The sequence below is a fragment of the Terriglobus roseus genome (genome assembly GCF_900102185.1).
Classification (GTDB): Bacteria; Acidobacteriota; Terriglobia; order Terriglobales; family Acidobacteriaceae; genus Terriglobus; species Terriglobus roseus_A.
Map to the genome: position 1 here is coordinate 4,024,863 of NZ_LT629690.1, position 13,926 is coordinate 4,038,788.

12 protein-coding genes and 1 tRNA gene are annotated in these 13,926 nt (G+C 57.4%); 5 read left to right on the top strand and 8 right to left on the bottom strand.

Annotated elements, in window-relative coordinates:
• Positions 1 to 9 precede the first annotated feature (9 nt).
• Positions 10 to 282 carry a DUF4242 domain-containing protein gene (locus BLT38_RS16805; RefSeq protein WP_083347152.1) on the top strand — a complete coding sequence of 91 codons (273 nt, stop codon included), beginning with the start codon at positions 10 to 12 and terminating at the stop codon, positions 280 to 282.
• A 43-nt stretch (positions 283 to 325) separates the two neighbouring features.
• Here the strand turns inward: BLT38_RS16805 and iscU are convergent, their stop codons facing one another.
• The 5 genes from iscU to BLT38_RS16830 form a co-directional block, all read right to left on the bottom strand.
• Positions 326 to 739, bottom strand: coding sequence for a Fe-S cluster assembly scaffold IscU (gene iscU, locus BLT38_RS16810; RefSeq protein WP_083346221.1), 414 nt, complete (start codon positions 737 to 739; stop codon positions 326 to 328).
• 74 nt (positions 740 to 813) lie between these two features.
• Positions 814 to 1,011: a hypothetical protein gene (locus BLT38_RS16815; RefSeq protein WP_083346222.1), complete on the bottom strand. Its 198-nt coding sequence runs from the start codon at positions 1,009 to 1,011 to the stop codon at positions 814 to 816.
• A 10-nt stretch (positions 1,012 to 1,021) separates the two neighbouring features.
• Positions 1,022 to 2,290, bottom strand: coding sequence for an IscS subfamily cysteine desulfurase (locus BLT38_RS16820; protein ID WP_083346223.1), 1,269 nt, complete (start codon positions 2,288 to 2,290; stop codon positions 1,022 to 1,024).
• A gap of 73 nt (positions 2,291 to 2,363) precedes the next feature.
• On the bottom strand, positions 2,364 to 2,846 hold the full coding sequence (locus tag BLT38_RS16825; protein ID WP_047494748.1) for an RrF2 family transcriptional regulator: 483 nt from the start codon (positions 2,844 to 2,846) through the stop codon (positions 2,364 to 2,366).
• A gap of 127 nt (positions 2,847 to 2,973) precedes the next feature.
• Complete coding sequence (locus BLT38_RS16830) at positions 2,974 to 3,552, bottom strand: CDP-alcohol phosphatidyltransferase family protein (RefSeq protein ID WP_083346224.1); 579 nt, start codon at positions 3,550 to 3,552, stop codon at positions 2,974 to 2,976.
• Positions 3,553 to 3,703: 151 nt separating this feature from the next.
• Between BLT38_RS16830 and BLT38_RS16835 the strand changes: the two genes are divergently transcribed.
• The 3 genes from BLT38_RS16835 to BLT38_RS16845 all read left to right on the top strand — a co-directional run bounded on the left by BLT38_RS16835 (position 3,704) and on the right by BLT38_RS16845 (position 5,791).
• On the top strand, positions 3,704 to 4,309 hold the full coding sequence (locus BLT38_RS16835) for a hypothetical protein (protein ID WP_083346225.1): 606 nt from the start codon (positions 3,704 to 3,706) through the stop codon (positions 4,307 to 4,309).
• A 102-nt stretch (positions 4,310 to 4,411) separates the two neighbouring features.
• Positions 4,412 to 4,488, top strand: a tRNA-Val gene (locus BLT38_RS16840).
• A gap of 214 nt (positions 4,489 to 4,702) precedes the next feature.
• The gene (locus BLT38_RS16845; RefSeq protein ID WP_269456848.1) at positions 4,703 to 5,791 is read left to right on the top strand and encodes an alpha/beta fold hydrolase; all 1,089 of its coding nucleotides are present in this window, start codon (positions 4,703 to 4,705) and stop codon (positions 5,789 to 5,791) included.
• A gap of 28 nt (positions 5,792 to 5,819) precedes the next feature.
• Here the strand turns inward: BLT38_RS16845 and BLT38_RS16850 are convergent, their stop codons facing one another.
• From BLT38_RS16850 to BLT38_RS16860, 3 genes are all read right to left on the bottom strand, one after another.
• Complete coding sequence (locus BLT38_RS16850) at positions 5,820 to 7,241, bottom strand: HD-GYP domain-containing protein (protein WP_083346227.1); 1,422 nt, start codon at positions 7,239 to 7,241, stop codon at positions 5,820 to 5,822.
• 119 nt (positions 7,242 to 7,360) lie between these two features.
• The gene (pal, locus tag BLT38_RS16855; protein WP_083346228.1) at positions 7,361 to 8,461 is read right to left on the bottom strand and encodes a peptidoglycan-associated lipoprotein Pal; all 1,101 of its coding nucleotides are present in this window, start codon (positions 8,459 to 8,461) and stop codon (positions 7,361 to 7,363) included.
• A gap of 88 nt (positions 8,462 to 8,549) precedes the next feature.
• Positions 8,550 to 12,977 (bottom strand): beta strand repeat-containing protein, encoded by a 4,428-nt coding sequence (locus BLT38_RS16860; protein ID WP_083346229.1) that lies wholly within the window; start codon positions 12,975 to 12,977, stop codon positions 8,550 to 8,552.
• A 636-nt stretch (positions 12,978 to 13,613) separates the two neighbouring features.
• Between BLT38_RS16860 and BLT38_RS16865 the strand changes: the two genes are divergently transcribed.
• Entirely contained in the window at positions 13,614 to 13,835 is a 222-nt protein-coding gene (locus BLT38_RS16865; protein ID WP_083346230.1) for a toxin-antitoxin system HicB family antitoxin, read from the top strand.
• The last annotated feature ends 91 nt before the right edge of the window (positions 13,836 to 13,926 follow it).

Genomic DNA, 13,926 nt, shown 5'->3' on the forward strand with positions numbered 1-13,926 from the left:
GAGTTTCGCATGCCGAAGTTTCTGATTGAAAGAACGTTGCCGGGAGCAGGCGACCTGACGGCGGAGCAGCTAAAAGCTATCTCACAGACATCGTGCTCTGTGCTGCGCAACCTGGGGCCACAGATTCAGTGGGTCGAGTCTTTCGTGACGCCGAACAAAATCTACTGCATCTACGTGGCACCGAATGCAGAGCTGATCCGCGAACACGCACGCCTCGGCGGTTTTCCGGCCGATTCCGTGGAACCAATCAAAGAAACCATCAGTCCGGTTACCGCAGAGTGACACGGCGGAACAGGCGCTTGCCTGTCCCGCCGAATCCTAATGCTTAGTGAGCCGCTGCGGCTAGCTCTTCTGCGCCGACGTTCTTCTTCTTCCAGTCGCCGATGGCTGCACGGATGGCGTCTTCTGCCAGTACCGAGCAGTGAATCTTAACCGGGGGCAGAGCCAGTTCCTTCACGATCTCCGTGTTGGAGATGGCGAGAGCTTCGTCAATGGTCTTGCCCTTCACCCACTCCGTCGCGAGCGAGGAGGAGGCGATGGCCGAACCACAGCCGAAGGTCTTGAACTTTGCGTCTTCAATGACCTGCGTGTCCGGGTTGACCTTGATCTGCAGACGCATCACGTCGCCGCACTCCGGTGCGCCAACCAGGCCGGTGCCCACTTCCTGCGCGTTCTTGTCGAGCGTTCCAACGTTCCGCGGATTCTCGTAGTGATCGACTACCTTATCGCTGTATGCCATGTTCGTCTCCTGTTGAGCGAATACGTTAATTAGATGCCTTCCGGTCAGTTTTCAGTGCAAATCCCTGCCGGACGCTAACCCTTGATAATTCCCCTGTGCCAACGGGCCAGGGCGATGAGCCAAACTACTGTCGCAAACGCGACGGAGTAGTCGAATGTTTTAAACGCCTCACGCCAGGTGAGCGGCGTGTGGAAGAAGTAGCCGGCGGCGATGCTGGAGACCCATGTGAACAACATGGTGGTAAGCCAGGTCTTGCCGGTCGGCTCCTTCATCAAGCACTCCTTAGTGAGCGGTCCATTCGACCGACTCCAGGTCGATGCCTTCCTTGACCATCTCGTACAGCGGGCTCAGTTCGCGGAGCTTCAGCACCGTATCGATGAGCTTGTCGCTGACGTAGTCCACTTCTTCCTTGGTGTTGAAGCGGCCGAGGCCGAAGCGGATGGAGCTGTGTGCAACGTCGTCGCCGAGGCCGAGGGCCTTGAGCACGTAGCTGGGCTCCAGCGTGGCCGAGGTGCAGGCCGAACCGGAGGAGACTGCGATGTCGTTGATGCCCATCAGCAGGCTCTCGCCTTCGACGTAGACGAAGCTCATGTTCAGGTTGCCGGGCAGGTGGTGCTCCATGTTGCCGTTGACGTGAACGTAGTCCAGAGCGGCTTCAAACTTCGCCTTCATGTAGTCGCGGAGTTCGGTCAGGCGCTTGGTCTCGGCTTCCATCTCTTCACCAGCGATTTCGCAGGCCTTACCGAGGCCAACGATACCGGGGACGTTGAGCGTTCCGGAACGCATGCCGCGCTCGTGGCCGCCACCGTCAATCTGCGAGACGAGCTGAACACGCGGGTTGCGACGGCGAACGTACAGCGCGCCAACACCCTTCGGTCCGTAGATCTTGTGGCCGGACATGGAGAGCAGATCGATGTTGTCGTTCTGCACGTCAACCGGAATCTTGCCGACTGCCTGAACGCCGTCCACGTGGAAGAGGATCTTCTTCTCGTGGCAGAGAGCGCCGATTTCGGCGATGGGATTAATCACACCGATTTCGTTGTTGGCGTACATGATGGAGACGAGGATGGTCTCCGGCGTGATGGCTTCCGCGATCTTCTTCACGTCGACCAGGCCGTCTGCCTCAACGGGCAGGTAGGTGACCTTATAGCCGCGCTTTTCCAGGTGCTTGCAGGTATCCAGCACAGCCTTGTGCTCGGTCACCTGGGTGATGATGTGGTTGCCCTTTTCGCGGTACATCTCCGCAACGCCCTTGATGGCAAGGTTGTTGCCTTCGGTAGCGCCGGACGTGAAGATGATTTCCTTCGGAGTGGCGTTGATTAGCTTGGCGATCTGTTCGCGCGCCTTGTCCACACCCTGTTCGGCTTCCCAGCCAAACTGGTGGTTGCGGCTGGCAGCGTTGCCGTAAATCTTGGTCATGTACGGCAGCATGGCTTCCAGCACGCGCGGATCAAGCGCAGTGGTGGCGTGGTTGTCCATGTAAATGGGCAGCTGAACACCCTTATGGGCCGGTGTGGATTCCAGCAGTTCGATTTCCGTGGCGAGGCTCATGCTTGTTTCTTCTCCTGATCCGTTTCCGAGCAAGTGGTGCAAGTTTGCTGCGCGTGCCTGATGTTTATGGGTTCTAAAGAGCGATGGAGACAAGGCCTCCGCCCAGCGTGTTGGCTGGTACGGCGGTGTCCTGCGGTTCTGCCAGATCGGCAATCGTAATGCCGCTGAGCAGTTCCTTGATGCTGTCATTCACCTTGCGCAGCGGTTCTTTGATGGTGCAGTGACCAGCCAGGTCGCAGGTGCCGTGAATGGTGATGCAAGAGGTGATAAACAGCGGGCCGTCAATGGCCCGGATCACCTCAAATGCGCTGATCTCAGCAGCCGAACGCGCCAGCGCGTAACCGCCGTTGGTACCAGCGTGCGATACAAGAATGCCCTGCCGGGTTAACGTTTGCAGAATCTTGGCAAGAAGCTGTGGAGGAATGTGATACGCCTCCGCAATATCCTTTGCGGACTGCGCACTGGCCGACCCCGTCTTGCCCGTCAGGACAGCCTGCTCAGCAAGATACTTCAGGGCCATCAGGCCGTAATCCGCTTTTTTGGTCAACCGCAGCATATTAGGTCAAAAGCCAGCGGGTAGATACACCACGGGCATGTTTCCAGTGTAGGCCTGTGGAAACAGAGTGGCAATGGCAAAACGGTGTTCTTTGAGAATAATTATTAAACTTTGCCCATTTGAGGTATCAGGCCAGGCTCTCCAGCGGGTCCGTCGCGATGCGGTGGAAGACCATCCAGGCATATTGCGCGGCGGAAAGCGGCGCCAGCCAGGCGATGCCTACCAGCAGCCAGTGGCGTAGTTCACTCAATGTCGCAGTGGTTTTAACTGCGGTCAGCAGGACCAGCAGCATGGTGAAGATCTGCACCAGTGTGTTCAGTTTGCCGATAGCCGAGGGTCGGAAATCCCGCATGGTGCCTGAAAAAAAGAGCAGGATGCTGATACAGAGAATGCCGATATCGCGCGCAAATACCAGTACTGTCACATACTTAGGAACCAGCCCTACCCAGGTGACGGTCAGGAAGAGCGTAGAAAGCATCAGCTTGTCTGCGATGGGATCCAGATACTGACCGAGACGTGTGGTCTGGTTCAGTCTGCGGGCAAGGCGTCCGTCCACAGCGTCAGTGGCACCAGCAACTACGAAGATCAGTAGCGCAATCTCCTCGTGCTGCGCCAGAATCGCTTCCACCAGGAACGGCACCGCCAGCAGGCGCAGAAGCGTCAGCAGGTTTGGCGCGGCACGGAGCTGTCGAAGGAGCGAATTCATACTGGCGCTGAAGGAATCACTTCAATCATATGCGGCAAACGCGGTGGCGCATGGGTTGTCTTGAAGGTACGGTCCTGCGACTTCTGCGCCACTCCCTGTTGTTTTTTCCCGAGATCGAGCCGATATAGTCCGGTGAAGGACTTCCGAACAAATGCGCGTTGTTTATCAGTGGACACAGGCGGAGTGGGATGAGGCACTGCGGCTGGCCACAGAGCGTCAACGGCGACCGGGCGGCATTCCGGGAATGACGTACGCCGTGATTCTTGTCCCACTGGTGGGTGCGTCTTTGAGCGGTCTGCTGAGTCTGCGTCGTGAAGGAAAGCTGACCGATGCAGGTCTTGAGGTACCGCTTCTCTTGGGATTGGCTGCCCTCTGCGTCGTCGTTTGGATAGCGGGGATGATCTGGAAACGACAGCGTCGCAAAGCCGCAGCGGCTCCAGTTCCGACATGCGATTGCGAAGCCATTCTGCAGGAGAGTGGATGGTGCTTCCGCATTCCCAACCGCGAAGATGCCAGGGGCACAATCCGAGCGATGTCTTCCAGAATCGACATCGCCGCACAGGCGGAATCTTTGCTGTCTCCATGGACCAGCCTTACCGGGATGCGGCGAGGGAATCGCGTGGTGGTGTTTCTGCATGAGGGAGGCTTCTCTGCACTGCCAATCCGCTGCCTGACAGAAGATCAGGCGGGGCATATGCAGCGACTGATCACGCGCAAGTTGCGTCCACAAACAGCACGAGTTTCTTCTGCAAAGTAAGCCTGCTCACGAGGCAATGGTTTGCCACGAGAGATGGCGAGAGTTACACTGAAGGAAGTCGGCAGCCCGCCCGGGCAGCCCGGGAGCAATCCCACCAAACGCAGGCGCGTAGCTCAGTTGGTTAGAGCGCTACCTTGACACGGTAGAGGTCGATGGTTCGAATCCATTCGTGCCTACCATTTTCTCCTCCATATCCAAACAACATTCGCCTTGGCGGTCGCTCGCATCTCTGTACCGTCGTAGCTTGATATCCGTGTGTGTCGCCAAGCTTTCGTAGGTTCGGGATCGAGCGCTGTAGATTGTTTTCGATGGTCTGCACGTGAATCGGGCTGAATAGTAAGCACGACCGGAGGAGTGATGGTACGAGTGCGTATTGCACGACATTGCATAGCGATGATTTGTGCTTTCCTGCTTTCTTCAATATGCCGAGCAGAACCCGGCAGGCTAATCTCTGCAACGGAGATATCGGGTGCTCCTGCCGGGGCGAAGGCGTGGCGCATACGCTATGAGACCTCGGATCAGGCGGGGCACGTAACAGAGTCAACCGGCATTCTTGTTTCACCCTTGGGCGCGGCGCCAAAAGAAGGAAGGAATGTGATTGCGTGGGCACACGGCACAACTGGCATTGCCGAAAGCTGTGCACCTTCCCAGAGTCCACACGCCTTTAGCTCGATTCCCTCCTTGGACCAGTTGGTGGGCAAGGGATGGGTTGTGGTGGCAACTGATTATCCCGGCCTTGGCACACCCGGTCCGCACGCTTATCTCGTTGGCAAGGCGGCCGCACACGCGGTGCTTGATTCAGTGCGCGCGGCACGGCATGTGCCGAAGGTGAATGCGAGTTCGCATTACATTGTTTGGGGATTGTCGCAGGGTGCTCATGCAGCGCTCTTCACTGGCGAAGAAGCTCATCCGTATGCCCCGGAGCTGCACCTGGTGGGAGTCGCGGCGGCTGCACCTCCGACTGATTTGACGAAGAATCTAGCAGCCACTGGCAATCCGGTGGTGCACACCATTCTGACTGCGTTCGCGGCTGAGAGTTGGTCGCAGGTGTATCACGCGGATCTATCGACCATTCTTTCGCCGATGAAACAACGCGTACTTCATCGCCTTGCGCAAACTTGCGGGAGCGAAGATCCAGCGCTTCGTACGAAGATTCAAGTCCTGCGGCTACGCGATCTCGGAAAGATCGACCTCTCAGCGATTGAGCCGTGGCGCAGCCTGTTGAACACAAATTCCGCTGGCCATCAGCCTGTTGGCGCACCACTCTTCATCGCGCAAGGAACGAAAGATGTTGTGGTGTCTCCGAACGTCACCAAGCAGTTCGTAGATGAGGCATGCAAGCGCGGCGAACGAGTTCGGTTTATGTCGATTCCTGACGGCGTTCATCGTACGACAGCCATGGCATCCTCAACAGAGGCCATACGGTGGATGACAGACCTGTTCGCAGGAAAGCCCGCCTCGAATGGATGTCCACTCAATTAAGGCTCTCCAGGTCTCGCGACAGTGAGACTCAAGGCACGATGTTGAAATGCTTTGCCTGCATCAGGATGTTCTTGAGAGCCGCGACGCAGTCGGCATCCAGCAGATGCGGCGTTAGCGTCTCCATGATCCTTAGCACGGTGTCTGGCTCCAGATTGTTTCGGTAAGGACGGGGCGAGCAGATGGCGTCATACACGTCGGCCACGCTGAGGATGCGCGTGGGCAGATCAATGTCTGCTGCGGTGAGTCCCTGCGGATAACCGGAGCCATCCAGACGCTCATGATGATCGCGTGCGATGCGTGCAATGTCTTCAAAGCCGCGCACTTTGCACAAGAGGTTATAGCTGTGCTGAGCATGTTCGCGAACTGAGGACCACTGCTGCTGTGTGAGCGGGCCTTCTTTATCCATGATGGCGTTCGAGATTCCCAACATGCCGATGTCATGCAGCAGGGCCGCGCGACGCAGAGATGTGATCTGATCTTCGGGCAAATGCATCTGTCGAGCGATCGCTTCTGTGAGCATGGCGACGTTCTGCGAATGCATGAATGTGTAATGCGACTTGGCGTCGATCATGTCTGCGAACGCAGAGCAGATGTTCTCAAACGCGTCGTAGTCGCAGGCAATACTGTCTGGATCCGGATCGCGCGAGATCACTTCCCGCATAAGGTCAGGAGTATCTGCACCGTTCCACAGGGTGCCTTCCTCATGCATGATGATGACGAGAGCCACAAGCCCGGGATCAAACCAGGTGCCAGAGCGGGCTTCAATGATGCGGACCGCTTCGTCGCGCCCCAGGAGAGTGTCCAGCGATTCAAGCGTCTGCGCAATGGAACACGTCTGAGCCATCAACGGGATCTCATGTTTCTTCAGTCCCGCAGGACCTCCCGAACCATCCCATCGTTCATCCACGCATCGGATGGCGTCAATCGTAGCTTCTGAACGCGCGACCTTACGTGCGATGAGTTCGCTTGTAACCGCACGTGGGCGAGCGGACTGCCATACAAGACGTCGATTCCGCAGAAGTCGAAATATAGGTTTCAGTCTGGATGGCCATGACCGATCGCGGAAAGAGTGACGGAAGACAAAGCGTATCTGCGGCCATGTGATCTTCGTCCAATCGAAGACGCGTAGCGCCTGGCGGCAGAGGTGTTCCTCCATACCCATTCGTTCGCAGATGTCGACGGTGTTGCTCGTGGTCCCTACATCTTTGAGAAGCAAGGCGTAATAGAGTTCGTTCATCCACTCCTGCGAGGGGCAGATATTTCGTCCCAGGTTCATACCCAGAACACAGGTTCGTAGTGTGTGCCCAGAGTGTTCGCCTGAGCCCAGATCGAAAGCATCAGTAAGCCCCGCAACGAGTTCGCTGAACACTGCGGGCCTAGACGGAAATTTGAGCACGGCGGCTTGCCTGTGCTCATCCTGCATGGCGGGATTGGGGGTATCGAGCTGCATATCAAGACAGGGAGTTCGGGGACTCCTCAGATTTCCATCCTTTCAAGATTGGAGAGCCGACGGAATCGCGGCTCTCCAACTTTCATTGGCACAAAAGCAATGCTCAAGACATCAGTTGCTCATCGAGAGTGATTCTCGAGAGAGGCTCGACGGTTCTTTTGGAAACACGCCTCGTTATCGTCGCTGCACGACGGTTTTTCTTTGCCATAGCTGACAACATCCAGCTTGGAGGGAGATACACCATCCGCGATGAGTTGATCACGCACAGCCTGCGCACGTTTTTGCCCCAGCGCAATGTTGTATTCAGCCGTGCCGCGCTCATCGGCATATCCGGCCACAACAATGTCCAGATCAGGATGCGACTTGAGATACGTGGCGTTTTTCAGTACTGCAGCCAGAGCATCCGGACGGAGTTCGTAACTGTCGTAATTGAAATATGCACTCTCTACGCTTTGGTCGAAATCCGCGCCGGACGACGCAGGTGCTGCAATGGTGGTGGAAGTTGCTGGCGGCGGTGGAGGTGGTGGCGGCGCTGCAGCTACGACCGGAGCCTCTGGCTTGGCATCATGCGCTTGCTTCTCCATGTCGCGCTGCACCTTGTAGGCATCGTTACGTGAGGAATCGTCACGATATGCGCTGCCAAACCGGAACAGAAGGCCAGTACTGAAAACCGTGTGGTTCTGCTTGTTGTTTCCGGCATTTGGAAAGCTTGTCTTCAGATACTCCACCTGGGCTGCGCGAACACCAACGTGACGCGTAAGACCAATGTCGATACCACCGCCAGTGCTGATCGCAAAACTGGTGGCAGAGCTGCTGACGGAATTACCAGATGGGAAATACGAATCGCTGCCTTGAGCAGCACCGAAGAGTCCGTGACCAAAGAACTCAAAGCGACCTGCGGGCACAACGATCTGCGGACCGAAGGTGTAAGTGATGAGCGTCAGATCCTGACCGAGGCTTCCGATGTGATTCGCGTGGCTTCCGGTGACTTCACCAGCGACACGAAACCACGGCAAAACAGAGTAAGCAGCGGATAGATATCCGCCATTGGCGCCAAAACAGTTGCATTGGCTGGGGGGTGCGTTGGAACGCACGTTGGCATAACCAACGGACAATGTGGTGCGCGGTGCAGACCAATCAGCGCCACTGGGGCGCGCTTGCGCAAAGGCCAGGGGAGATGCAATGGATGCAACGAGAAGAACAGACATGATGCGAGTCATAAAAATCCTTTTCTGAACGAGGACTTTGGAAGTCTCCGGATGTGGAGTGAGGTTGGTATTTGCCAACCCCACTCCGCATCGCGGTGAGTTAGTACAGCAGCGCCGTGTAAGGAGCCGTGCTCAGCGCACCACCCTCCAGGATCACGAAGCGTCCGGGCGACAGAGCGTAGACCACACGCGTGCCATCGATCAGGAAGCGTCCTGCCGTTGCATCGGTGACGGTGTACGTACTGCTTCCTGTGACACCCAACTGCAGGATGTTCAGGTTGCCCACGCCGACGTTGGTATCCGTGGTGTAAGTGACGTTCCCAGCCCCATCTGCGGTGAAGGTTCCATCACCGTCGATGGTGGCCAGGCTGCTTGCCGGTACCGTTCCGTAGATATAGGTGCCGTTCAGAGTTGCCGTGGTGAACGGTCCTGCTGCCTGCGCTTCCAAGTGACCGAGGCCTGCGTAACCGGTCTCCAGGAAGTAGCCCTCGTTGTTGCCGGTGAGATAAACCACACGCGCCGGCGGCGGATCGGTTCCGAGTCCCAGAAGGGCCAGAATCGGGCTGAGGATGTTGTTGGGTGCGGGGTAGTTGTAGACAGCGCGTCCGTTGCTGGCCACAGCACAGCTGCTGTTACCCAGTGACTGATACGTGCCAAGGATTGCGTTCAGGACGTTGACGCCGCCGCCGAGACCGGTCAACGAGTTGACCAGGCCGGTGAGGCCGCCTACATCGACGTTGGTGGTGGTGCAGGTGCCGTTGCTGTTACCCGTGCCACGGATGATGGTGGCCGAGGACAGATTGAGCACGGCGTCTACCGTCTTACCCACAAGGCCAGGGTTGACCGGAGCGTTCTCATAGCCGACGAACGGACCGTTGAGCGACGCGTTGCTGAACGTTGTCTGAGACTGCGACAGAATGGTGCCTGCCTGCAGCACATAGGACGAGTGCTTGTCCGTGGACATGATGAATGCGTGGGTCTGATCCACCAGGTACACAGCGTAGTGAGTTGGGTATGCCACTCCGGAGAGCTTGGAGCTGGTCAGGGTCATACCGACGCGGCCATTGGTGTCCGCAGCGGAGCTGGCGCCTGAGAGCGTGGAGCTGGCGTAGTTAGTGCTGGCGACATTTGCATCGCCCACACCGGTGATGGTTCCACCGTTGGCTGTGAACTGTCCGACCGATGCAACCGGTCCGGCGATGAGGCCGATGGTGCAGGTGGGCAGGCAGGGAGTGTCACCGGAGACACCGTAGGCATAGCCTCCGTTGAGACCGTTGCCGTACACGTTGGCGTTCTGCGCCAACAGCGTTCCGGATCCCTTGGTTGCAAGGAGGACGGTACCATCCGACTCAATCATGCTGCCGCTGGAGGAAGCCGTGGCCGGAGCCGTGGGCAACTTCAGCGCGAGTGAGTACAGGGTGGTGTTGCCCGCCGTGCCATCAGCATTGATGGTGGTTACGGCAAGAGTGCCGCGGCCATCTGTACCGATGGTGTACGTGCCCAGCAGTTCATTGCTGGCGATGATGTTGCCGGTGGGGTTAGAGGACTGGTGATTGCTGTCGAGTTCGCCAGCGGTCAGCAGGCCATTGCCATCTGCGGTGATGCTGCCGATGGTTGCAGTCTGGTATGCGAGTACACCTGCCACCACATCGTCATAGCCCTGGAAGAGGAACGCGTACGGTCCCTTCAGGAGAGCGTCAGACGGCGTGGACGGATAGACAACCTGCATGGTCAGCGGGAGGCTGGCCTGCTGCGGCGTTGTCTGGCTGTCAGTTGCGGTAATGGTGAAGCTGCTTGCGCCCACCGCAGTTGGGGTTCCGCTGACAACACCGGCGCTGGAGAGCGAGAGACCCGCTGGCAGCGATCCGGAGGTGACAGTGTAGGTGTACGGCGGGAGTCCGCCCGTGGCTTGCAGCGTCTGCGTGTATGCCACGCCGAGCGTTGCATTCGGCAGACCGCCGGTGAGCGTCAGAGGACTGATCGGGTTGACTGTCATGACAATGTTCGCGGTGCCGGTTTTGGCCGGGCTGGCCGAGTCGGTTGCCGTGACATTGAAGGTGGACGTGCCAGCCGTGGTTGGCGTGCCTGTGATGGCGCAGTTTGCGGCCATCGTCAGACCTGCAGGCAGGCTGCCGCTGTTGAGCGCGCAGGTGTACGGAGCGGTTCCGCCCGTGACACCAATGGCTCCGCTATACGGTGTGCTGACCGTTGCGTTCGCGGGTCCGGTCAGGGTGAGCGATGACGTTGCGCCGAGGATGGTGATTGGCACAGCGGCAACGGTTGAGTTGACTGGGCTGGCCGAATCGTGGACAGCAACATTGACCGAGAACGTGCCTGCCGAGGTCGGCGTGCCCGAGAGGGTGCAGTCGCTGTGCAGCGTGAGGCCAGGAGGTATTGTGCCCGAAGACACCGAGCAGGTGTACGGCGGTGTTCCACCCAGTACGAGGATGACGCCGACGTAGGGTACGTTCACCACACCCACTGGAGGTGCCGTGAGTGTGAGGGTAATCAACGCGCCCTGCACCGTGATGGTGACCGGAGACGTCTTGGTGTTTGCAGGATTGGCGGAATCCGTGGCCGTGATGTTGACCGTGGATGCGCCAGGTGTGGTCGGTGTACCGGTGATCACGCAGTTGGCGTTCAGCGTGAGACCGGCAGGCAGAGTTCCCGACGCCACCGTGCAGGTGTAGGGAGCGATGCCGCCAACAACAGTGACCAGGCCAACGTAAGGCACGTTCACCACTGCGACCGGCGGCGCGGTGATGGTTAGCGTGAGCAGGCTTCCGATCACGGTGATGTTGACGGTGGTGGTCTTGGTATTTGCCGGGTTGGCGGAATCAGTAACCGTGATGCCTACCGTGGAAGTACCCGGCGTTTGCGGCGTTCCGGTGATGACGCAGTCCGAGCCCATGGTGAGACCATTGGGCAACGTACCCGAGACCAGCGTGCACTGATACGGAGCAGTGCCACCTGCGACAAGGATGGTTCCGACATACGGCACACCAACCACTGCCACTGGAGGAGCGGTGATGGTGAGCGTGATGAGGGGAGACTGCACCGTGACAGTGACAGTTGCTGTGGTGATGTTTGCAGGGTTGGTGGAATCGGTTGCTGTGACACCGATCGACGTGGTCCCTGCAACCAGCGGTGTGCCGTTGATGACGCAGTCCGAACCGAGCGTGAGGCCGGCAGGCATAGCGCCCGACGCGAGCACGCAGTGATACGGTGCGGTTCCACCGGTAACCGAGACAGCGCCGCTATAAGGCAGGCCAACGGTTGCTGGCGGAGGCGATGAGAGGACAAGCACTGCCGACGCAGGGTTGATGACGATGGTGATCAAACCTGTTCCAGAGTTAGTCGGGTTGGCAGCATCCGTGACATGCACTGTGAATGTGCTGGTGCCTGCGGTTGTAGGAATGCCGGTGACTGCGCAGTTGCTACCTAACGTGAGCCCCGCAGGAAGCGAACCAGAATCGACCGTGCAGGTGTAAGGAGCCGTGCCACCCGTGACAGTGATGCTGGCAGCGTAAGCAATCTGCACCGTGCCGCTGGGCAGTGTGGAAGTGGCGATGGTAAGCGTTCCGCCCGTCGATGCAGCGTTGATCTTCAGCGTGAGATTGAGTGTTGCGGTTGCGCCTGCGGCATCCTTCACCTGTGCGGTGAATGTGGATGTTCCTGCAGCCGTCGGCGTGCCCGAGATAATGCCGGTCGCGGAGAGGTTCAAGCCTGCTGGAAGCGTTCCGCTTGTAATGCTCCAGGTGTACGGGCTGGTACCGCCGCTGGCCTGCAATACAGAAACATAGGACACATTCACTGTGCCATCGGGCGTGGTTCCTACCGCCTGCAACGCAGAGTTAGAAGAGCTTGCGTTCACCTTCAGGGTGATCGTGGAAGTCACCGTGAAAGGCACATCGCTGGAATCTACAGCCTGAAGCGTAAATGTGCTGGTGCCGGCAGCCGTCGGCGTGCCGGAGAGGATACCAGTGGTGGTATTAAAGCTGAGTCCCGCAGGCAGAGTGCCCTTTACTGCAAGCCATTTCAATGCGGGCGTGCCGCCTGAAAGAGCAAATGTCGTGCTGTACGCCGTGCCAACCGTTGCATCGGGCGCTGTGCCGCTGATCTGCGGAGCCGGATTGACGATGATGGTCGTTGTGCTGGTGGATTGAGTTCCGGTGACCGTACTTGTAAGCGTTACCGTCATCTGCTGCGTCACAGAGGGAGCGACATAAGTAGCTCCCAGTGCAGATCCATCGCTCAACGTGCCACATGTCTGGCCAGAGCATGCTGCGCCAGAAAGTGACCAAGTGAGGGGAAGATTAGAAGGATTGGTAGCCACGTCCAGGAAGGTCTGGCCGCTATCAATGGTGATTTTGGAAGATGCCAGGCTTGGAACAACACCGCCGGCATAGCCGCCACCGCAGCCAGCGATGACAACACACATGAGAAATAGGGCGAGCTGAGTTAAGAACAGCCCTCCGCGCAGAAACCGTATTGGTCTCTCTTTGATGACACTGGGAAGATCAAGCATGGTGCCTCCAACAACGTTCCGGGGAGATTTGCGAAGGGGAAAGCGCAGCCGTTGCCGTCGCTCAGGCTCCTATCGTCGAAAGCAACCATAACTTGTAAAAACCCCGAAAAATGGGCCGGAAATGATATTCCAAAGTTTTGATATCACTGGGGATATCAGGGAGTCTCGCGACCTATAGGGGATGGTGCATAGTTCTAACCAAGCACTAACTTCGCGAGGAAACGATGCGAAGAACTGTGTAGGTAAGTAGACGAATAGTTCCATTTTGGAACTATTCGAATGTGTTCTGTACCATGCCTTTTCTCGCCACAGCATTGTTGCTAACGCTAGGAGGGACTAAAAGGGCAATGTTGTTCAGGAAGGAATTTTGGGGAGATTAAGTTAATGACTCCAGCCGATATCTCTACTTGCAGAACAGGACAGAACTTATCGCAAACAATGTCGGGTACCGGGCGATAAACGACATACTCCACGTGCGATCATTTGATCGCTGGTCGTGTCAACATCCCCCGTACTTATAGATGGATTGCTTCAACAACGAACCAGCATCGCTCTATCAAAATCGAAGATACAGCGATGTAAACGCACACCAAATCGGTCTGACTTTGCCGCGAGTGTGCAATGTGAAAAAGGGCTATGGAACAAAAGAAAGTACTGAGTTTTCCTCTCCGTCTGAGTCCGTCGGTACGCATGCAAGCCACAGATCTTGCGCGTCTGGAAGGTATCTCCCTCAACCACTTCATCAGTCTGGCCGTCGCAGAGAAGATCAGCCGCATGGAACATGAAAGCTGGCTGCGACAGCAAGGTAAGACTGCATCCACCAGCTTGCCGATGCAGACACCCATGCGTCGCTTCTGAGTTACTTGCTCTTCTCTGTGTTGTCCATAGTTATCGACGGATAACTATAGGATCACGTTATCGCTTACTAAACTGGTATTTCTTACGAGCT